Annotated in this window: 16 protein-coding genes; 7 read left to right on the top strand and 9 right to left on the bottom strand. The window is 62.4% G+C overall.

Going from position 1 to position 20,343, the window contains the following annotated elements; all coding sequences use genetic code 11:
• Positions 1-615: a dimethylsulfonioproprionate lyase family protein gene (locus tag NKI72_RS08580; protein WP_352539675.1), complete on the bottom strand. Its 615-nt coding sequence runs from the start codon at positions 613-615 to the stop codon at positions 1-3.
• Between the two features lie 152 nt (positions 616-767).
• Here NKI72_RS08580 and NKI72_RS08575 point away from each other — a divergent pair, with 152 nt between their 5' ends.
• Genes NKI72_RS08575 through mmsB form a run of 3 tightly spaced genes read left to right on the top strand, consistent with a single transcriptional unit; the run spans position 768 to position 3,289 of the window.
• On the top strand, positions 768-1,934 hold the full coding sequence (locus NKI72_RS08575; RefSeq protein ID WP_352613986.1) for an isobutyryl-CoA dehydrogenase: 1,167 nt from the start codon (positions 768-770) through the stop codon (positions 1,932-1,934).
• Positions 1,935-1,992: 58 nt separating this feature from the next.
• Positions 1,993-2,361, top strand: coding sequence for a four helix bundle protein (locus NKI72_RS08570; protein WP_352613985.1), 369 nt, complete (start codon positions 1,993-1,995; stop codon positions 2,359-2,361).
• 43 nt (positions 2,362-2,404) lie between these two features.
• Entirely contained in the window at positions 2,405-3,289 is an 885-nt protein-coding gene (gene mmsB / locus NKI72_RS08565) for a 3-hydroxyisobutyrate dehydrogenase (RefSeq protein WP_352831047.1), read from the top strand.
• Between the two features lie 406 nt (positions 3,290-3,695).
• Here the strand turns inward: mmsB and NKI72_RS08560 are convergent, their stop codons facing one another.
• The 6 genes from NKI72_RS08560 to NKI72_RS08535 all read right to left on the bottom strand — a co-directional run bounded on the left by NKI72_RS08560 (position 3,696) and on the right by NKI72_RS08535 (position 10,705).
• On the bottom strand, positions 3,696-4,520 hold the full coding sequence (locus tag NKI72_RS08560; RefSeq protein WP_352850045.1) for a class I SAM-dependent methyltransferase: 825 nt from the start codon (positions 4,518-4,520) through the stop codon (positions 3,696-3,698).
• A 112-nt stretch (positions 4,521-4,632) separates the two neighbouring features.
• Positions 4,633-4,932 carry a hypothetical protein gene (locus NKI72_RS08555; RefSeq protein WP_352831051.1) on the bottom strand — a complete coding sequence of 100 codons (300 nt, stop codon included), beginning with the start codon at positions 4,930-4,932 and terminating at the stop codon, positions 4,633-4,635.
• 19 nt (positions 4,933-4,951) lie between these two features.
• Positions 4,952-5,260, bottom strand: a complete 309-nt coding sequence (locus NKI72_RS08550) for a DUF6422 family protein (protein WP_352831052.1) — start codon at positions 5,258-5,260, stop codon at positions 4,952-4,954.
• A gap of 485 nt (positions 5,261-5,745) precedes the next feature.
• Positions 5,746-7,125, bottom strand: a complete 1,380-nt coding sequence (locus NKI72_RS08545) for an aspartate aminotransferase family protein (RefSeq protein WP_352539670.1) — start codon at positions 7,123-7,125, stop codon at positions 5,746-5,748.
• A gap of 254 nt (positions 7,126-7,379) precedes the next feature.
• Entirely contained in the window at positions 7,380-9,449 is a 2,070-nt protein-coding gene (locus tag NKI72_RS08540) for a prolyl oligopeptidase family serine peptidase (protein ID WP_352831053.1), read from the bottom strand.
• A gap of 95 nt (positions 9,450-9,544) precedes the next feature.
• Complete coding sequence (locus NKI72_RS08535) at positions 9,545-10,705, bottom strand: MFS transporter (RefSeq protein ID WP_352470304.1); 1,161 nt, start codon at positions 10,703-10,705, stop codon at positions 9,545-9,547.
• A gap of 209 nt (positions 10,706-10,914) precedes the next feature.
• On the opposite strand from NKI72_RS08535, the gene NKI72_RS08530 reads away from it, so the two are divergent.
• The 4 genes from NKI72_RS08530 (at position 10,915) to NKI72_RS08515 (ending at position 18,215) form a co-directional block, all read left to right on the top strand.
• Positions 10,915-12,492, top strand: coding sequence for a trimethylamine methyltransferase family protein (locus NKI72_RS08530; protein WP_352850044.1), 1,578 nt, complete (start codon positions 10,915-10,917; stop codon positions 12,490-12,492).
• A gap of 132 nt (positions 12,493-12,624) precedes the next feature.
• Positions 12,625-15,210: a GcvT family protein gene (locus NKI72_RS08525; protein WP_352470302.1), complete on the top strand. Its 2,586-nt coding sequence runs from the start codon at positions 12,625-12,627 to the stop codon at positions 15,208-15,210.
• A gap of 88 nt (positions 15,211-15,298) precedes the next feature.
• Positions 15,299-16,876, top strand: coding sequence for an ArnT family glycosyltransferase (locus NKI72_RS08520; RefSeq protein WP_352831057.1), 1,578 nt, complete (start codon positions 15,299-15,301; stop codon positions 16,874-16,876).
• A 25-nt stretch (positions 16,877-16,901) separates the two neighbouring features.
• Complete coding sequence (locus NKI72_RS08515; protein WP_352831278.1) at positions 16,902-18,215, top strand: M24 family metallopeptidase; 1,314 nt, start codon at positions 16,902-16,904, stop codon at positions 18,213-18,215.
• Positions 18,216-18,324: 109 nt separating this feature from the next.
• Here the strand turns inward: NKI72_RS08515 and NKI72_RS08510 are convergent, their stop codons facing one another.
• Positions 18,325-19,125 carry a phosphate/phosphite/phosphonate ABC transporter substrate-binding protein gene (locus NKI72_RS08510; RefSeq protein WP_352539667.1) on the bottom strand — a complete coding sequence of 267 codons (801 nt, stop codon included), beginning with the start codon at positions 19,123-19,125 and terminating at the stop codon, positions 18,325-18,327.
• 83 nt (positions 19,126-19,208) lie between these two features.
• On the bottom strand, positions 19,209-20,219 hold the full coding sequence (locus NKI72_RS08505) for a fatty acid desaturase (RefSeq protein ID WP_352539666.1): 1,011 nt from the start codon (positions 20,217-20,219) through the stop codon (positions 19,209-19,211).
• Positions 20,220-20,343: the final 124 nt, after the last annotated feature.

Below are 20,343 nucleotides of genomic sequence, written 5' to 3'. Positions count from 1 at the left end.
TCAGTCCCTGCCCTGCGCAACGGTTGCGGTGATCGTCGACTTGGCCGCCAGTGGCCCGCCACGCCAGAGATAGAGCGCCAGCAGCGGCTCCTTGCCGGTGCGCATGGCGTGGTTGATGTCAGAGGCATGGTGGATCACTTCGCCCGCCGCTCGAAGGCGAAAACCGCCGTCGCCCATGCGCCATTCGGTGCCGCCGGTCAGCGGGATGTAGATCTCCTCCGCGACATGGTGGTGATCGGGGTAGACAATGTCGGGCCCAAGGATCAGCAGGCCGCCCGCGACCTCGTCATTGACGAAATGGCCGCGTGTGCCGAACACCTCCAGCCAGCCGTAATTGTCGATGAAAACCGTGCCGAAATCCGCCTCGCCATAGGTCTGGCCCCAGTGCAGATCGCCGCGACGCTCCGCAACCAGCCGCGCCAGCGACTTGGCCGCAGCGGGAGCGAGTTCGACGATCCGGCCGAGTTGGACGAGACAAGGCAGTGCATGCGGTTCGAGCGGCCGGCCCGGCATGTCCCAGTCGATTCGGGCCATGGCGTCGCGCACCAGCGCATCATCGAACGTCTGGAGATAGGCATGGAAGCATCCAAGCAGTTCGTCGAAAGTTGTCGTCACACTTTGCTCCAAAGCGCATTCGCACACAGCCGCTGCCCAGATGGTTGGATGGAGACGATCGGGTTGCGCGGCGGCATCATTGGTCTAGATTGGACGGCGCGCAAAGCCAAAAACGATCAGGCCAGCAGGCCGGAAACATCAGGGAGCACGTCATGGACGCCGCTGTCGATGCGAGCACCAGCCAGTTCGAACTCAACGAGGACCAGCGCGCCATCCAGGAGATGGCGCAAGCCTTCGCCGCCGACCGTGTGGCGCCGAACGCACTCGACTGGGATCGCAACAAGTATTTCCCCGCCGATGTGATCCGCGAGACAGGTCCGCTCGGCCTTGGCGGCATCTATGTCCGCGACGACGTCGGCGGCTCGGGGCTCGGCCGGCTCGACGCCGTGCTGATCTTCGAGGCGCTTTCGCGGGCCGATCCGGCGTTTTCCGCCTTCATCTCGATCCACAACATGGCGGCATCGATGATCGACCGCTTCGGCAGCGACGAGCAGCGCCGGCGTTTCCTGCCGAAGCTGACCTCGATGGAATGGCTGGCAAGCTACTGCCTGACCGAGCCCGGCTCGGGCTCCGATGCCGCGGCGCTGAAGACGCGTGCGGTCAAAAGCGGCGGCGACTATGTGCTGAACGGCGCCAAGCAGTTTATCTCCGGTGCCGGCGACAGCGACCTCTATGTCGTCATGGCGCGCACCGGCGCCGACGGGCCGAAAGGCATTTCCACCTTCGTCGTGCCGAACGATGCGCCCGGCCTTTCCTTCGGCGCCAACGAGCACAAGATGGGCTGGCACATGCAGTCGACGCGCCAGGTCGTCTTCGAGGACTGCAAGGTGCCGGCCGAAAACCTGCTGTCGGTCGAGGGCGCCGGCTTCGGCATCGCCATGGCCGGGTTGGACGGCGGCCGGTTGAACATCGCCGCCTGCTCGCTCGGCGGCGCGCAATCGGCACTCGACAAGGCGCTCGCCTACACCGCCGAGCGCAAGGCTTTCGGCTCGAGGATCAACCAGTTCCAGGCGCTGCAGTTCAAGCTTGCCGACATGGAGACCGAACTGCAGGCAGCGCGCGTCTTCCTCTATACCGCCGCCTCGAAGCTCGACCGCAACGCGCCGGAGGCCTCGAAATGGTCGGCGATGGCCAAGCGCTTCGTTACCGACGCCGGCTTCAATGTCGCCAACGACGCCCTGCAGCTGCACGGCGGCTATGGTTATCTGCACGATTACGGCATCGAGAAGCTGGTGCGCGACCTGCGTGTCCACCAGATACTCGAAGGCACCAACGAGATCATGCGCGTCATCATCGCTCGCGCGCTGATCGGACGGTAAGGCAGTAGGCAGTAGGCAGTAGGCAGTAGGCAGTAGGCAGTAGGCAGTAGGCAGAAAGATGACCGGCAAGATCAATTCGTACAAGGATCTTATCGTATGGCAGCAGGCGATGGATCTGGCCGTCACCACCTACTCCCTGACCAAGGCATGGCCAAAAGAGGAATTGTATGGGTTGACCAGCCAAATCCGCCGCTCAGCAACCTCTATTCCTGCAAACATCGCGGAAGGTTACGGCCGAGACAACAGAGGCTCCTATCAGCAATTTCTCAGGATTGCCCAGGGATCGCTGAAGGAGTTCGAGACACACCTCCAGATCGCCGAACGCATTGGCCTTGCTACGTATGATCAAGCTTATCACGTGCTTTTAGCGACCGAGGGCATCGGGAAAATGCTTCGCCAACTTATTAGCAAACTTGCGCCCGAATAGGTCGCTTACTGCCTACTGCCTACCCAAACCACGGAGCGCCATTATGACCACCATCGCCTTCATCGGCCTCGGCAATATGGGCAATCCGATGGCCTCCAACCTGGTCAAGGCCGGGTACGCCGTGCACGGCTTCGACCTGGTGCCGGAGAATCTCGTCATCGCCAGGGAACACGGCGTCGTCATCATGGCCAACGCCGTTGCGGCGGTGAAAGACGCCGATGCGGTCATCACCATGCTGCCAGCCGGTAAGCATGTTCTGTCGGTTTACGCAGACATAGTATCCAGGGCAAAAAAAGGCGCGCTGTTCATCGATTCCTCTACCATCGATGTCGAGTCGGCTCGAAAGGCCCATGCCATCGCCGCCAAGCACGGGTTGCTGTCGATCGACGCGCCGGTCTCCGGCGGCACGGGCGGTGCGGCGGCCGGCACGCTGACCTTCATGGCCGGCGGTTCGAAGGATGCCTTCGCCAAGGCCGAACCAATGCTCAAGCCGATGGCAGGCCGCATCGTTCATTGCGGCGACGACGGCGCCGGACAGGCGGCGAAGATCTGCAACAACATGATTTTGGGCATTTCGATGATCGGCGTTGCCGAGGCCTTCGTGCTGGCAGAAAAGCTCGGCCTGTCGCACCAGGCGCTGTTCGACGTCGCCTCGACCTCGTCCGGCCAGTGCTGGTCGCTGACCACCTATTGCCCGGTGCCCGGCCCGGTGCCGACATCGCCCGCCAACAATGGCTATAAGCCTGGCTTCGCGGCGGCACTGATGCTGAAGGACCTGAAACTGTCGCAGGAGGCCGCACAGAGCGTCGGTGCAGCAACGCCGCTCGGCGCCGAGGCAGCCCAGCTTTATGCGCTGTTCAACGCACAAGGGAATGCCGGCGCGGATTTTTCCGGCATCATTAATTTCCTCCGTGGTGACCCGGCGTAAGCTCCAGGTTCACAGGTTTTCGATCTGCCCAATGCGGAAAGCCGGCAAATTTAGGTTTGCTTAAGCTCTTGCTAACCCTGCAGTAACGATATGCGTTTAAAACGGATTGCGAGGCGGACATCCGCCCGGCGCTCCGGATCAGGTCTCGCGTACCGGAGCCCGTAAGTTTCGCCGTAAGTTTCGCAAGTGTATTGTTGGCGAAGCGCCATGCGTATCTGGCAAAGCCGCGTTCCGATGGAGCGCGGTTTTTGCGTTTCGCATTCTTCAAGGACAATGAGGCGATCGCCCTGGCGTGTCTCCAGATGATCGTCGGCGTCGTGGCTGCTGTCCTGAGCTACGTCGACCCACAGGTGGTCGCGCCCCAATCCCCCAGCGCGTCGGTGCCATGGCTCATCGGTCAGCTACGCTACTTGCGTGCGAGCACGACGTGGGCCTCTTGGGGGAACATCAGCTCCCCTTCAGTTGAATAGATTGCCAGCGAAAAATCTAGATCACCGGTGATCGCTGCGATGACTGCTTCCCGATGCCCGGCATCAATTCTGCTGACCAGCCCGGCCTGCGGAGTCGCTGCCAGCTGTAGTCGCACATATTCCCTAGACGAGGGAAATCGGATGTTTTGTGTCGTCGTGTGGATGGTCACCTGACGAAATCCCGCCTCGGCCACCAATCGGTAAAGCTCGTCCGCATCGGCGAGTGAATGCTCAGACCTTTTCGTTGCCGAAGCGCATGGACCGAGGTGTCGATCCAAGGCATCCGCCAGCGCGTTCGCCGCAGGAGTGTGCTCAATAGCGCTGAAAACGTTTAAAGCCAGTCGGCCGTCAGGCACCAGAACCCGGAACATCTCACGGAGCGCACTAGATCGATCCGGAAAAAACTGCAGTCCGAGCTGGCAAAGAACCAGATCGAAGGCGGAGTCAGGGAACGGCATTTCGAGCGCGCTTCCCTCGTGCCAGTCGATACGCGCTCCAGCGCCTCTCGGGAGCGACCGAGCAACGGCGAGCATGCCCGTATTGATGTCGAGGCCGACGACCTGCCCACTTCCCATACGCTCGGCCGCCGAGCGTGCCACCACGCCGGTGCCGCAAGCTACGTCCAAAATCCGCTCACCAGATTGAGGCGCAGCACGATCCATCAGGTCCGCAGCCCACAGGGCTGTGATTGCCGGGACCAGGTAGCGCTCGTAGAGGTCCGCGGCGCTGCCTTCCAGCTGCCACTGCTCCTGCTGGGCCATAGTGTCCCTCCCGCACAACGATCTCGGGCAACGGGCCCGATCGGCGCTTCAGCAGCCATCATAAAGCGCGTGTCTGTCGACTAGCAACCGGGCAATGGAAACCGGCAGGGTGCTATTCTTCGCGTTCCGTATCACAACGGTCTTTGCACCATCCGCCCCAAGTAGAATCAAACTCGCATTCTACTGTGCACTCCACGCGCGGCATCTCGCCAATATTTACGAGGCCGACATCCACGAGTTTGTAGCGAGCGATCGCCTTTGGATATTTCCTGAAAACACCCTCAATTTCCGCCACGAAGTCCTTGTGCTCTTCTGGAGCCGGCCTTTTGAAAGGTGTTTTGGCGTCCTGCGCAAGAGATACAGTGATGACCGATTGCATAACCAAGGCTAGGATCAAAGAAATGGTGCGCATCAACTGTCTCCAATACGCCTTACGTGGAGAGATGTTTTGATGGTGGATGGCCGCAACTCCGGAACGGGGGGAAGGCCGTATCGAGGGTAGTCTGCGTCAAACATGGCCCACCATCGCCCGTGTAATCGTTGCACGGGCAGTTGCCGTGCGCCTCTATGTGCGCGTTGCAAGGGTTCCCGAACCCAAACCCATCATCAGGTAAAGTTACTCCCGCCCGCGCCAGTAGGGCCGCGGCTTCTTTCCGCGCGCTGATGATCAAGAACGCGGCCTTTTCCAGGGCTTCCGATTGTTCGCGCGTGAGACCCTCCCGAGACAGATATTTAAACATGTGTCACTCCCTCAGATTTGGATTCGCCAAATGCCTCAATTGGGAAAGCAAGCATGCTTCAATTTGCACACCGCTCGACTTGTTCGCTCTTCAACGTGGCGCTATTCGTTGCGACGTGGCGCTAAGGACAGCTAGTCGCCCATTTTGGTCTCCTTGAACGAATGATCCCTTGCTGAAGTTGATCAGGCGAAGTTGACAGGACCGGACTTACGGATGGCTTACGGAAGTCACGCTGATCGGCGGCAGGTGACAAGACGGGCGCCGTTCGCACGCTTGCCGCGCTCGGCATGGACGAGTTTTGCCAGCCGGGGAGTGAGGTAGGCTTGGCGCGCCAAAGCTGAATAGTCGGCAGTGCCTGGATGGGGCGCGTTTCCACCCGCAGCCGAATTCGAACTGACTTTGTCCACGTCCTCGATCATCTGCTCGGCGATCGACGCAGCGATCGCCGAGCGTCCGACTGCAGGACGCCCGGCGATAGTTCTACCTTACCCCTTGCGCAAATCCGCTTGCGCCAGATCGAGCGCCGTGGCGATGCGGTCGCAGGCCATGTCGATCGTCTCGCGCGTCCAGATCAGCGGCGGCGACAGGATCATCGTGTCGCCGGTAGCGCGCAGCATCATGCCCTGGACAATCGCGTGGTCGCGAACCATCACCGCCGCGCTGCCGGCAGGCAGGAAGCGCTCCTTGGTCACCTTGTCCTTGACGATCTCGATCGCCCCCATCAGCCCGAACGAGCGCACCTCGCCGACCAGATCGTGCCCACCGAGACGTTCCTGCAGCGCCCTGGCGAAGTAAGGCCCGGTGTCGTTCCTCACGCGCTCGACCAGGCCTTCGCGCTCGATGATCTCGAGGTTCTTCAGCGCCACCGCGCAGGCCACCGGATGCCCGGCATAGGTGTAGCCGTGATAGAATTCGCCGCCCTTCTCGACCAGCGTCGCCGCGATGCGGTCGCCGACCAGCAGCGCCGACAGCGGCTGATAGCCAGAGGTCAGCGCCTTGGCCGTGGTGATGGTGTCGGGCTCGACATCGAAGGCTTGTGCGGCGAACCACTCGCCAGTGCGGCCATATCCGGTGATGACCTCGTCCAGCATCAGCAGGACATCGTATTTGCGGCAGATGCGCTGCACCTCCGGCCAATAGCTCATCGGCGGGATCTTCACCCCGCCTGCCCCCATCACCGGCTCGCCGATGAAGGCGGCCACCTTGTCGGCGCCGGCTTCGAGGATGGCGTCCTCGACCGCTTTTGCCGCGCGCAGGCCGAAATCATGGTCGCTTTCGCCGGGCAGTGCGAGCTCATAGGCATAGGGCATCATCACATGGACGATGTTGGGCACGGCGCCTCCGAGCTGCTTGTGCATCAAATCCATGCCGCCGAGCGAGGCGCCGGCGATGGTCGAGCCGTGATAGCCCATCTTGCGTGAGATGATGCGGTTCTTCTCGGGCCTGCCTTCCAGCACCCAATAGTGACGGACCAGGCGCAGCGCCGTGTCGTTGGCCTCCGAACCGGACGAGCCGTAGAACACCTGGTTGATGTGCCTTGGCGCGATCTCCGCCAGCTTTCTCGACAGCAGAACCGGCGTCGGCGTCGAGCATTTGAAGAAAGAGTTGTAGTAGGGCAACTCCTTCATCTGGGCGTAGGCGGCGTCGGCAAGCTCGTCGCGGCCATAGCCGACATTGACGCACCACAGCCCAGCCATGCCGTCGAGGATTTCCGTCCCTTCGGCATCATAGATGAACGGCCCGTTGGCGTGGGTGATGATGCGCGAGCCGGTCTCGCGCATCTCTTTGTGGTCGGTGAACGGATGAAGGTGATGCGCGGCATCGATCTGCTGAAGCTGCTTCAGCGAATAATTCTGGTAGGTCATGTCTGGTCTTTCCTCTTGAACCAATCCGGCAGCTTTCGCGCCGGGGCGGATTCGTCAGAGGACAGCGGGCGGCGAATAGCCGATGCGAGCGCAGAGCCGCAACAGCTCGGCGCGTAGCGTGCGCGACGACGGCGTCACCGCCACCCCAAATGCGCAACCCGATTTCGCCAGCCGAGCCATGCATGTACCTTAGGCTGCCTCGAGCCCTCAGTTCAAGCCGTGCCGGTCAAGCGACGCCGGTCAATTGGTGCCAGTCAATTGGTGCCAGTCAGGGCCCGCTGCAGGAAGACGTACTTCATCGCCGCCTGTGCGGCCTGCGGCCGCCGGTCGCCGCGTCCACCATGGCCGCCTTCGGTCTCCTCGAAGAACAGCGTCTTGCCGTGGCCGGCCGCCTGCAGCCGTGCCGCCATCTTGCGGGCATGGCCGGGATGGACGCGATCGTCGGCGGTCGAGGTCGTCAGCAACACCGGCGGATAGGCTGCATCCGTGTCTACATGCTGGTAGGGCGAATAGGCGGCGAGCCAGGCTGCCTCTTCCGACTTCGCCGGATCGCCATACTCGGCCATCCATGACGCGCCGGGCGGCAGCTCGGTGTAACGCAGCATGTCGAGCAACGGCACGTCGATGATCACTGCACCGAACAATTCCGGGTGCTGGGTCAGCGAGACGCCGGTCAGCAAGCCACCATTCGATCCGCCCTGGATGCCCAGTGTGGCGGGCGTAGCGATGCCGCGTTTGATCAGATCTTGCGCGACGGCAGCGAAATCGTCGAAGGCATTCTGGCGATTGGCCTTGAGCGCTGCCTGGTGCCAGTTCGGGCCGAACTCGCCGCCGCCGCGGATGTTGGCCTGCACATAGGCATTGCCCTTCTCCAGCCACAGCCTGCCGCGCACGCCGGCATAGCCGGGCAGCAGCGGCACTTCGAAGCCGCCATAGCCGTAAAGCAATGTCGGCACGGGTCCATGCAAGTCGCGCTTCCTGACGACGAAGTACGGGATCATCGTGCCATCCTTCGAGCGTGCCTCGAACTGTTCGGAGAGCAGGGACGACGCGTCGAAACGCGCCGGCTGCGACTTCACCGTTGCCAGCCCCGCAGCGTTGTCGTCCGACCAGATGATCGAGCTCGGCGTCAGGAAATCGGTGAAGGAGAAGGAGACGCTGGAACCGAAATGCTCGGCATGGCTGATGCCGACATTGCCGTTTTCGGGCAACGCCACGGGCTTGAACTCCCAGTCGCTGTCGCTGCGCTTGCCGGCGACGACCTTGCCGCGCACATTGTCCATCAAATTGATGAACAGCCGGTCCTGCGTGCGGGCAATACCGGCGATCGAGACACGGTGCGCCGGCTCGAGCACGGTATCGAGGGATCTGAATAGCCCGGTTTCGATCCAGCGCTCGAAATCGAGTGAATAGAGTCCGTCGGGCTTACACAGAGTGCCGCCCGGCGCAGTCCACGGGGTACGCACGCCGAAGACGAGCTGGCCCTTGAACAGCGCTGTATCGGTGACGTCGTCCGGCAACGGGATGCGCCTGTTCTCGCCGGAAGGCAGCCGCAGGAAACTGTGCGAGGCGAAGAAGTCGATGGTTCGGGCGAGGAAGACATGACGCTTGTCGCCGTCGAATTCGACGGACCCGCCGGCGGCAAGATCCTGCTTCAGCGCCTCGAAGATCGGCATCGCCGCTTCCAGTGGCGTGCCGCGCCGCCAAAGCTTGACCACGCGCGGATAACCGGACTGGGTCTTGTCGTCCTCCTCGAAGGCGGCGGAAACGATAACCGTGTCCTCGTCCAGCCAGCTAAAGCTCGATTTCGAGGCGGGAGCGCGAAAGCCGCCATCGACGAACGATCTGCTTTCGATATCGAATTCGCGCATCTCGCTGGCATCGCCGCCATCCGGCGACAGGTTGAGCAGGCAGCGGCTGAAGTCGGGGTAGAGCCGGCTGGCGCCGCTGAACACCCATTTCACCCCCTCTTTCGCCGCCAGACTGTCGAAGTCGATGATCGTCTGCCATTCCGGCTTGTCGGTCTTGTAGGAGGCGACGGTGGTGCGCCGCCAGAGGCCGAGTACGTTCGTCCGGTCCTGCCAGAAATTATAGACGTAGCCGTTGATAGCGGCCCCGACGGCGATGTTATCCTCGGCTGTCATCAGGTCGAGCGCCGTCTCGAACGACATCTGATAGGACGGATCACCCTGCAGCTCCCCGACCGTAACTGCATTTTGGTGATGCACCCAGTCGAGCGCCTGCTTGCCCCTCCTGTCCTCAAGCCAGAGAAACGGGTCTTCGGCCGCCGAACCCGGCTGGCCCTTGGTATTCGATTTGCTCATGAGGTCTCCGGTTGAGTCGGGTGGCGACATAGCCAAGATCGACATGGGGCCGCTTACATTCAAGTCATTCGTCAGAAACGGCGGCTTTCTGGCATTCACACCATCCGTCTTCGAATGACCGTTACAACTGCCAGCGCCAGGCAAATGGCACCGAGCGTCATTGGCAGGCCGCCGGCGCCAACAACATCCATGGCGCTGCCCGCCAGCGGCGGCACGGCGATGCCGCCGACGCCCCACATCAGCGAGAAGGCGGCGTTGCCGGCGACCAGTGCCGAGCCGGTGAACCGCTCGCCGAGTTCAATGATCGACATCGTGTAAATGCCGTAGGAAACCGCGCCCCAGATGAAGACGCACGGCCAGATCAGCGGCGTCTCGATGAGAACCGGCAACAGAACGCATCCGAGCACCGTCATCGAAACACAGATGAACCGCACCAGCCGCGCTGTCAGTCGTTCCGCCAGCAGGCCGAGCGGCACCTGCATAGCGATGTTGCCGGCGATCATCACCGACAGCAGCGCCGACATGCGCGCTTCCGCAATGCCATAATGTGTTCCGTAGACCGGCAGCAAGGCGAGCACCGCCTGTTCGAAACCGGCGGCCACGACGACGGCCGATAACAACAGCCAAGCCTGCGGCACGAACCCCAGGACCGAAACCCGGTGCCCGCTCTCGTCGACCTTGGGCAGCCGTGCCAGCACCGAGGCGAGGCAGGCGCCGCAAAACAGGAATGCGGCAATGCCGACGACGAACGGTGGCCACCCCTCGGTGCCGACGGCAAGCAGGCACAGCGGCCCCGCCGCAAAGCCCGCCGAAATGATGGTCGAATAGATGCCCATGACGCGGCCGCGGCGTGTCGGCGGCGCCAGTGCGATCACCCAGACTTCGCTCAGCACGTAGAGCGGGTTGGTGACGGCGCCGATCAAAAAGCGCAGAGGAAACCACAGATAGACATTTTGCGTCCAGCCGATCAGCGCCAGCACCAGCGCGGAAAGTGCCGCGCAAGTAAGCGCGGTGCGCCCTGCCCCGAAACGCCCCGCCAGCGCCGGAACCAGCGGCGACGAGACGATGAAGCCGATCGGCGTCATTGCCGCCGACAGGCCGATCATGGCCGGCGAGACGCCCTGGCGCTGCAGGATGAAGCTCAACAGCGGATAGCTCAGCCCTTGCGCGATGGCGAACACCGAGACGGTGGCGATCACGCCGGTGATCGCCGCCCATTGCACTGTCTCGCCGCTGTCCTGTTCCGCCCGGTCCATGATGCAGGACTAGCGTTTCGCTTTCATCGCGGTAAGCACCGGCAACGAAAACCGCTTGCGCCAGCCGGAAGAGAATAAGAGCCTGACGATCCCTCCGGCTGCCCTTTAGGCATGTCGCTTCCCTCGTCCTAGTGGTCGCCGCCTCCGCAATGGCTGGCCGGCCGGCAGTCCATTATGCCGCCGCATTGCCGCAGCGTACGAGGACTATCATGACCGCCGCCATTCAGCCCGCCGAACCTGCATTGGCAAACGACCGCGCCCGTCGCGGCGGCCGCGCGGGAAAGCGTGCCGGCGGATCGGCGGCGTTCGAGCAGCCGCCGTTTCGGCAGTTGAAGAACCCGCTGGCGCCGACCCGGCTGGTTTCCGACGACGAGCTGGAATCTATCCACCTCGCCTCTCTGCGCGTGCTGCGGGAAATCGGCGTCGACGTGCTGCATGACGAAGCCCGGCGCATCATGAAGGCGCATGGCGCCGATGTACGCGAAGGCGGCGAGCGGGTGCGCTTCGACAGTGACATGATCCTGGAACTGGTTGCGCACTGCCCGCCGGAATTCACCATCCACGCCCGCAACCCGGCGCACAACGTGCGCTTCGGCGGCGATAATCTGATCATCTCGATGATGGCGTCGGCGCCCAATTGCTCCGACGTCGACCGCGGCCGCCGGCCGGGCAACCAGCAGGACTACCGCAACTTCCTCAAGCTTGCGCAGATGCACAACATATTGAACTGCACGGGCGGCTATCCGGTCGAGCCGATCGACATGCATCCGTCCGTCCGCCACCTTGAATGCATACGTGACCTCGCCACGCTGACCGACAAGATGTTCCACATCTATTCGCTCGGCAAGGAGCGCAACGTCGACGGCATCGAGATCACCAGGATCGCACGTGGCATCAGCCATGAGCAGTTGCTTGCGGAGCCGTCGGTATTCACCATCATCAACACCAATTCGCCGCTCAAGCTCGACGTGCCGATGATGGAAGGCATCATCCAGATGTCGAGCAAGGGCCAGGTGGTCATCGTGACGCCGTTCACCCTGTCCGGCGCTATGGCGCCGGTGACGATTGCCGGCGCGCTGGTGCAACAGAATGCCGAGGCGCTGTCCGGCATCGCCTTCGCGCAGATGGTGCGCAAGGGCGCGCCTGTCGGCTACGGCGGCTTCACCTCGAATGTGGACATGAAGTCCGGCGCGCCGGCCTTCGGCACGCCGGAATATATGAAGGCGCAGCTGGTCGGCGGGCAGCGCGCCCGCCGCTACAACATCCCCTACCGCACCTCCAACACCTGCGCAGCCAACACGGTCGACGCGCAGGCCGCCTATGAAAGTGTGTTCTCGCTGTGGGGCGCCATCCAGGGCGGCGGCAACCTGATGATGCATGCCGCCGGCTGGCTCGAAGGCGGCCTGCGCTGCTCCTATGAGAAGACCATCCTGGATATAGACCTGTTGCAGATGGTCGCAGAGTTCCTGACGCCGCTCGATCTTTCCGAGGAAGCACTCGGTTTCGACGCCATACAGTCCGTCGGCCCCGGCGGCCATTTCTTCGGCACCCAGCACACGCAGGACCGCTACAAGACCGCGTTCTATGCGCCTATTATCTCGGACTGGCGCAATTTCGAGAGTTGGGCGGAGGCCGGATCGCCGACGGCGCTCGAAAAGGCCAATCGCGTCTGGAAGGAACGGCTGGCCTCCTATGAAGAGCCTTACATGGATCCGGCAATCCGGGAGGAGCTCAACGCCTTCGTCGACAAGCGCCGGGCCGAAGGCGGCGCGCCGACCGATTTTTGATCATCTGATGAGTAGTCGACCCCCACTCCGTCTTGATGGCAGGCTGGCCCGAAACATCGCTGTATCCCATCTCCGCTTTGTTTTCGCGCCCCGCTCACTCGATTCAATCTCTTCAAAAACGGATCTATCTTCATGAAATCTCATGCAAAAGCGGTTGTCATCGGCGGCGGCGTCGTTGGCTGCTCGGTGCTCTATCATCTGGCCAAATCTGGCTGGACCGACATCATGCTGATCGAGCGTTCGGAGCTCACTTCCGGCTCGTCCTGGCATGCGGCGGGCGGCTTCCATACGCTGAACGGCGATCCCAACGTCGCCAAGCTGCAGGCCTATACGGTGCAGCTTTACAAGGAGATCGAGGAGATTTCCGGCCAATCCTGCTCGCTGCACCTGACCGGCGGCGTGATGATGGCCGACACGCCCGAGCGCATGGACTTCTTGCGGCTCGCCCACGCCAAGGGCCGCTATCTCGGCATGGACACCGAACTGATCACGCCGTCCGAAGCCAAGGCAATGTTCCCGCTGATGGACGAGACGAATTTCGTCGGCGCCATGTGGGATCCAGTCGAGGGCCATCTCGACCCTTCCGGCACCACCCATGCCTATGCCAAGGCCGCCAGGAAGCTAGGCGCCGAGATCGTACTGCGCAACCGCGTCGTGGAACTGACGCAGGAGGTCGACGGCACCTGGAACGTCGTCACTGAGCAAGGCACAGTCAAAGCCGAGCATGTGGTCAACTGCGGCGGCCTGTGGGCGCGCGAGATCGGTCGCATGGTCGGCGTCGAACTGCCAGTGCTGGCCATGGAGCATATGTATCTCCTGACCGAGCCGATGCCGGAGGTCGAGGAATTCAACAAGTCGACCGGCCGCGAGATGATTGGCGTGCTCGATTTCAAGGGCGAGATCTATACCCGCCAGGAGCGCAACGGCATCCTGCTCGGCACCTATGAAAAGGCCTGCAAGCCGTGGTCGCCGGTCAGCACGCCCTGGGATTTCGGCCACGAGCTGCTGCAGCCAGACATCGACCGCATCGCGCCGTCGCTCGAGATCGGCTTCAAGCATTTCCCCGGCATCGAAAAGGCCGGCATCAAGCAGATCATCAACGGCCCCTTCACCTTCGCGCTGGACGGCAACCCGCTGGTCGGCCCGGTGCAGGGCCTGACCAATTTCTGGTGCGCCTGCGCCGTCATGGCCGGCTTCAGCCAGGGCGGCGGCGTCGGCCTGGCGCTGTCGAACTGGATGGTCCATGGCGACCCCGGCTTCGACGTCTGGGGCATGGACGTTGCGCGCTTCGGCGAATGGGCAACGCTGCGCTATACCAACGCAAAGGTCCGCGAAAATTATTCGCGCCGTTTCTCCATCCGCTTTCCCAACGAGGAATTACCGGCGGCAAGACCAGCGCAGACGACCCCGCTTTACGACACCATGATCGCCAACAACGCCGTCATGGGCGACAGCTGGGGTCTCGAAACCCCGCTCTGGTTCGCGCCGAGAGGCTCGGAGCCGAAGGACGTTGTGTCCTTCCACCGCTCCAATGATTTCGGCCCGATCGGCGAGGAAGTGCGCGCCACCCGCGAGAAGGTCGGCGTCACCGAGATCGCCAACTTCGCCAAATACGAAGTCTCCGGACCAGGGGCCGAGGACTTCCTCAACCGTCTGATGACCAATCGCATGCCGAAGACCGGCCGCATCGTGCTGACGCCCATGCTGAACGAGTTCGGCCGGCTGATCGGGGACTTCACCATCGCCAAGGCGAGCCCAAGGGGTGGGGAAGAACGCTTCATGATATGGGGTTCTTCGGCAGCGCAAAAATACCACATGCGCTGGTTCGAGAAGCATCTGCCGAAGGACGGAAGCATCCGCATCCACCGCTTCGACCAGACGCTGGTCGGTCTCTCCATCGCCGGGCCGAAATCCCGCGACCTGCTGCAGAAACTGGTCGATGTCGACATCTCGACCACGGCCTTCCGCTTTATGGATTTCCGCGAAATGGCGGTCGGCGGCGCGCCCTGCATGGTCAATCGCATCACCTACACCGGCGACCTCGGCTACGAGATATGGATGGCGCCTGCCTACCAGCGCTTGGTCTACAAGGCGATCAAGGAGGCTGGCGAAGAGTTTGGGCTTGTCGATTTCGGCATGCGGGCTTTGCTCTCTATGCGCCTTGAAAAGAACTTCCCGACCTGGTTCCGCGAGCTACGTCCGATCTACGGACCGTTCGAAGGCTCGATGGACCGCTTCATCAAGCTGGAGAAGAACGACTTCATCGGCCGGGAAGCAGCGGCCAAGGAACAGGCAGAAGGGCCGAAACTGCGCCGTGTCTCCTTCATCGTCGATGCCGCGGATGCAGACGTCATGGGCGACGAGCCGATCTGGGCCAAGGTCGGCGGCAAGGATTACGGCACCGTGGAAAAGCCGCATGGCTATGGCGCGCCGCGCTTCGACGCGGGCGGCAAGGAAGTGCGCGGCTCGAACGCCGCCGAAGGCGCGTCTGCCGTGCGCGGCATTGTCGACGGCGACTGGCGCGTGGTCGGCTGGGTCACCTCCGGCGGCTATGCGCATTATGTCGAGAAGTCGATGGCGCAGGGATATGTACCGGCGGCGCTTGCCGAGAACGAGAGCGCCGGCCTGTTCGAGATCGAAATCCTCGGGCACCGGCGTCCCGCACGCGTCAATGTCGAACCGCCTTTCGACCCGAGCGGCGAAAAGATGAGGACGTAGGCGCAGCCAGCCGGTCGCATTGTGCGGAGCATACTCTTCATGCTAGCGCAGCCGGCAACACTCTGCTGGCAAGGGCGATGAGATTTCATTGAAGTACAATCTGAGATGGGCCGAGTGGCTGGCCGAGGGACGGATCGGCCCCTTCCCGGCGGCGATCGTCATGGTCGCGGCTTACTTTGCCTTGCAGACCATCATACTGTCCCTGTTGAGCTCTTGGGCGGGAACCGGCGTCGGCATCGATGATGCGGAGCAGCTGATCTATGTTCCGTATCTCTGGGCTGGATATGGCGGCTCGCAACCACCCCTGTACACCTGGATCAACTGGCTGGCCGCGCATGTTTTCGGCACCAGTATCTTCACGCTGAAGCTCGTCAAATACTCCGTGCTGTTCCTTGCCGCCTGCAGCGTGTTCGCCGCCATGCGGCGGTTCAGCTACACCAAAGCGACAGCGGCGGCGGCCATGTTCGGCCTGTTTACGATCCCGCAGATCGTCTGGGAATCGCAGCGCGCCTTGTCGCATTCCGTCGCCGTCGTCGGCTTCTGCTCGCTGCTCCTGCTGGCCATGGCCTATCTTCTCGAGCGGCGAAGCATGATCGCCTATGCGGCGTTTGGCCTGGCCACGGCGGCGGCAATTCTTGCCAAATATAATGATGTCTTCCTCGTGGTGGCCCTTGTTGCGGCCGTGCTGTCGCTGCGCGAATGGCGCAGCGCGATTCTCGATCCGAAGTTCGCCATCAGCATAGCGGTCGCGATATTGGTGCTGGCGCCAACCACCTATTGGAGCCTCATGCATCCCGCCGATTTATTGTCGAGAGGCGAGAAGTTCGGAATAGACGCGCAACAAGGGCGCGTGGCGGCGGCCTTTGTCGGCGCCGGCAAGTTTATCATGGGCACCTTCAATTTCGCGGTCTTGCCGGTGCTCGTTTCCGCCCTCACGTTCTGGCTGGCGAAGTTCCGTTTCTCCGAGCGGCACCCGAAAGGTCCGGCAAGGGAAATTCTGTTGTGGCGTACCTTGGCGCTCGGCTTGGCCATGCTTGCAGTACTTGTACTTGCCACCGGCGTGACGGTGGTCAAGGACCGCTGGCTGCTACCGGTCCTGTTCATGTTGCCGATGGCCATCGTCGCCACTATGGAACGGCTGGCGCCGCGCGGCAGGAATGCGCAGCTCCTGGTGATCGCGGCTGGAGCGATCATCGCCGTGCTGCTCGCGCCCGCCACCTGGTACGTCCAGATAAACGGGACCAGTGGCCTCTCGCGGATGATCCGCGTGGATTACCCCGCCCTCTATCGCCAACTGACTGCGGACGGACCGGTCAAAACCGCAATATCTGATGGTGCATGGGTCGGAAACCTGCGGTTGGTCGATGAAAACCTGGTCGCACTTGACCAGGAAGTGCCTAATTTCGAAACGCTGATGCAGGAGCCGGCCGTACTCGTCTGGCTTGACCGAGACGATCCGCGTCCGGTCATTTTGGAGCAGCTCAAAGCGGCCGGCTATGAGCCGGACGGCCAACCACGGCAAATGATGGTTCCGCTGTTGCGCGGCACCGGCAAGTCCGCCCGGGCCGGCGCCTATGTAAGATTGAAGAGAATGGCGGTGGGAGAAACCACCGCGCCCAAGGAAGGCGTTAGCGGAGGAGCCGAGGGTGGACAGGAACCCGACTGACCGGCCCCGTCATCACCGCAAGATCATGCCGTTCGAGCCGGACGGCTCGAACGATGTGCTGCACAAAAAATCGCGGCTGAAGGCCGCTGAACTCAACCAGCATGCGCTGGGCTATGGAGCGCTGGCGGAAGTCGAATGGCAGGCGGCGGGCATTGCTGCTCCTGACCTGCCCGCCATGCGCCGATATCGGCTCGAGCGCATCCGCGCCGAGCTGAAGCGCCGCGACTATGCGGGAGCCCTGCTCTACGATCCGGTCAATATCCGCTATACCACCGACGCAACCAACATGCAGCTCTGGGTCGCACACAATCGGACCAGGCATTGTTTCGTTGCCACCGATGGCCCGGTGGTGCTGTTCGACTATTTCTCCTGCGAGCACCTTTCCGATCATTCCGGCGTCGTCGACGAGGTGCGGCCGGCGGTGTCGTGGGCTTATCTGTACAGCGGCGAGCTGACCGGCCAAAAAGCCCGCCGCTGGGCAGCCGGCATCGCCGACCTGGTATTGGAACATGGCGGCGGCAATCGCCGCATCGCAGTCGACCACATCAATCCCGAGGGCATCGAAGAGCTCGCCCGCCTCGGCATCTCGACCGGCAATGGCGAGGCGGTGATGGAAAATGCGCGGCTGATCAAATCGCCCGACGAAATCCTTGCCATGCGCCGGGCGATCGCCGCTTGCGAGGCGGCAATGGGCGAGATGGAGAAGGCGTTGAGGCCTGGCATCTCCGAGAACGAATTGTGGGCCGAACTCCATCGCGGCAACATCGCGCGCGGCGGCGAATGGATCGAAACCCGGCTCCTGTCGTCGGGTCCGCGCACCAATCCATGGTTCCAGGAGTGTTCGTCGCGGACGATCAAGGCCGGCGAGCTCGTCGCTTTCGACACCGACCTGATCGGTCCTTACGGCTTCTGCGCCGACCTTTCGCGCACCTGGCTTTGCGGTGACGCGCCGCCGTCGCAGGAGCAGCGCGACCTGTTCCGCATCGCCGCCGACCAGATCGCCCACAACACGGAGCTGATGCGGCCGGGCATATCGTTCCGCGACCTCGTCGAGGGCTCGTCAGTGCCACCGGGAGACTGCTTCCCGGCCCGTTACGGGGTGCTCTATCACGGCGTCGGCCTTGCCGACGAATACCCGACTTTGCCGCATGCTGGCGACTGGACCGACGACACACCGGACGGAGTGCTCGAACCTGGCATGGTGCTGTGCGTCGAGAGCTATATCGGTCGGCTTGGCGGCTACGAAGGCGTCAAGATCGAAGAACAGATCCTGATCACTGAAACCGGCTACGAGAAGCTTTCGACCTACCCGCTCGACAATCGGCTGCTTGGCGGCTGAGCGATGCTAATGCATGTCGCGCAAAACTGTGCAGCGGCTTTGCGATAACGACATGCATAAAACAAGAATCTAAAGCGCGTCGCATGAGGCCGACCGAACGCGACGCGCTTTACGTGAGCGCCGCGATCGCCTCGCGCATCGCGGCGACGATCGTTTCCGGCGTCGTCCTGGCGGTGATGAACGGCAAGCCTTTGCGCCGCCTTGTCCAGCCGACGACCGTCACCTTCTGCGCCGCCGGCTCGAAACGCTGCGCCAGCGCCCAGCTCTCGCAATCGATCGCCGCGACGTCCGCCCTGCCCTCGGCAACGGCAACGATCGAAGCACGGTGCCCACAGCTTTCGCTCAGCCCGGAAAAGATATCCAAACTCTCGCCCAATGCTTGCAGGTCGCGGGCTGGCGCGATGATGCCCGACATGGAATCGAGGCTGTTGAAGGTGAAGCGCTTGCTGCGAAGCTGATCGAGCGGAATGACGGCACCGCCGTCGGCCGGCGCCCTTGCCGGCGGTGCCTCGCCCGCCCTCATGACGATGGCGCTCGAATAGAGTTCGCCCTGTCCACCCTTGAAGGCGTCGTAACGCGGCTGGCCGATGAGCTGGACACGCTGCGACAGGCCGAGTTCCATCGGTCCCCAGCAGGTTTGTGCAAAGAGCAGCGCCGGATGCAGCCAGAGCTGGTGAAAATCCAGTTCGTCCGGCGGCAATGTCGCCGGATCGGGCGCGATGGGTTTTCCCTGATCATCGCGAATACCGCCAGGTACGGGGGGCAAATCGCCGGTGCGGCGGATGATCGTCTCCGGCGCATCGATGCCTTTTTGCCTGAAAGCATCGCGCAGCCGCGCCCATTGCGCGTCGACATCGTCCCGCGCTTCCGGCCAGTCGTACATCGGCAAAGCCGCAATGAATTCGCTCATGCCGGGATTTGACCGTTATGCGGGGAAATTGACAAGGTCAGGAAAGCGTCGTCCGCGCGGCACCGCCTGCAACAACGCAAGAATCATTCTTTCGGCGGCTCGGCGGGTACCGGTGCGCTGCCAAGCCCATTGAGGCTGCGTGCCCTGACGCGCGGCTTGAATGCGCGTCCTGGTTCCGGCATGCGCCGCAGCACGGGATGGACGACCGGCTCCTTCGCCTTGAAGGCATAGGCCTTGAGCAGCGCGAAATAGTTCGGATAGGCGTAGCCATTGTTCATCCGCAGCCATTCGTCGCGGCGGTCGGCGAACAGCTTCGGCAGCCTGTACCAGGCCACCGTCGGGCTCTTGTGATGGACGAAATGCAGATTGTTGTTGAGGAACAGGAAGGACAGCGGCGAGCGCTCGACGATGATCGTGCGGCCTTCCGGATGTTCAGACCATTGGTGCTCGGCGTAGGTGCGGATCGAAATCAGCGACTGCCCAAGCCACACCGGCACCAGTATGTAGAGCCATAACGGCATGCCGAAGCCGAACTGCACGACAGGCAGCACCACGACGAGGCCGATCGCATGCAGCAGCCATGCCTTGCGGATGGACTTGTCGCCCGCGGCAACCTGCTTGGCGTCGTCGATGAAAAAGCCGATGCAGGAAAGCCACGGGCCTAGCACCAAACGCCCGATCATCGTGTTGTTGACCTTCAGCAGGAATTTCATCGCCGACGGCAGCTCCTCGTGCTGCCAGAGAGCCTTGTAATAGCTTTCGGGATCATCGAGCGGATCGGTCAGGCGCTCGTCTGCATGGTGGCGCAGATGAATGGTCTTGAACCGGCGAAACGGCCAGACAAGGCCAATCGGCAGGAACACAAAGGCTTCGTTGAGCCGCGCATTCCGGGTTGGGTGGCCGTGCAGGACCTCGTGCATCAGCGAGGATTGCAGCGCCGCAATCAGGGTCAGAAAGGCGAGTGCCAGCAGCGGGTAAGAGGGCCAGAGCAGGAAGCCGGTAGCGAGCCAGCCGCCGTAGCAGAGAAGTGCGAGAAATGCTGTCGGCCATTCGATGGCCATTGCGCCGTGTCGCCTGTTGCCCATGCTCGTCATGCTATCGACCACTGCCTTCCAGTCGCCGGAACCCGTTTGATTCCTGACAACATTGTGTCAGGAGCGTTGCGTCGGCGCAACGCGATAAAGCGCACAAACTGTTGCGATTGCGCATTTTCAGCTG

The sequence above is a fragment of the Mesorhizobium sp. M0437 genome, from assembly GCF_040321335.1.
Taxonomy (GTDB): Bacteria; Pseudomonadota; Alphaproteobacteria; order Rhizobiales; family Rhizobiaceae; genus Mesorhizobium.
The sequence above is the reverse complement of the archived record's forward strand: the minus strand, read 5'-3'. Positions and strand labels throughout refer to the sequence as shown.

Excerpts from the sequence above, each read along its gene's own strand:
- NKI72_RS08515 (WP_352831278.1), top strand. The coding sequence starts at position 16,902 with ATGCCGTTCGAGCCGGACGGCTCGAACGATGTGCTGCACAAAAAATCG.
- NKI72_RS08560 (WP_352850045.1), bottom strand. The coding sequence starts at position 4,520 with ATGGCCCAGCAGGAGCAGTGGCAGCTGGAAGGCAGCGCCGCGGACCTC.
- NKI72_RS08550 (WP_352831052.1), bottom strand. The coding sequence starts at position 5,260 with ATGTTTAAATATCTGTCTCGGGAGGGTCTCACGCGCGAACAATCGGAA.
- NKI72_RS08535 (WP_352470304.1), bottom strand. The coding sequence starts at position 10,705 with ATGGACCGGGCGGAACAGGACAGCGGCGAGACAGTGCAATGGGCGGCG.
- NKI72_RS08545 (WP_352539670.1), bottom strand. The coding sequence starts at position 7,125 with ATGACCTACCAGAATTATTCGCTGAAGCAGCTTCAGCAGATCGATGCC.
- NKI72_RS08530 (WP_352850044.1), top strand. The coding sequence starts at position 10,915 with ATGACCGCCGCCATTCAGCCCGCCGAACCTGCATTGGCAAACGACCGC.
- NKI72_RS08525 (WP_352470302.1), top strand. The coding sequence starts at position 12,625 with ATGAAATCTCATGCAAAAGCGGTTGTCATCGGCGGCGGCGTCGTTGGC.
- NKI72_RS08505 (WP_352539666.1), bottom strand. The coding sequence starts at position 20,219 with ATGACGAGCATGGGCAACAGGCGACACGGCGCAATGGCCATCGAATGG.
- NKI72_RS08570 (WP_352613985.1), top strand. The coding sequence starts at position 1,993 with ATGACCGGCAAGATCAATTCGTACAAGGATCTTATCGTATGGCAGCAG.
- mmsB (WP_352831047.1), top strand. The coding sequence starts at position 2,405 with ATGACCACCATCGCCTTCATCGGCCTCGGCAATATGGGCAATCCGATG.
- NKI72_RS08575 (WP_352613986.1), top strand. The coding sequence starts at position 768 with ATGGACGCCGCTGTCGATGCGAGCACCAGCCAGTTCGAACTCAACGAG.
- NKI72_RS08540 (WP_352831053.1), bottom strand. The coding sequence starts at position 9,449 with ATGAGCAAATCGAATACCAAGGGCCAGCCGGGTTCGGCGGCCGAAGAC.
- NKI72_RS08555 (WP_352831051.1), bottom strand. The coding sequence starts at position 4,932 with ATGCGCACCATTTCTTTGATCCTAGCCTTGGTTATGCAATCGGTCATC.
- NKI72_RS08510 (WP_352539667.1), bottom strand. The coding sequence starts at position 19,125 with ATGAGCGAATTCATTGCGGCTTTGCCGATGTACGACTGGCCGGAAGCG.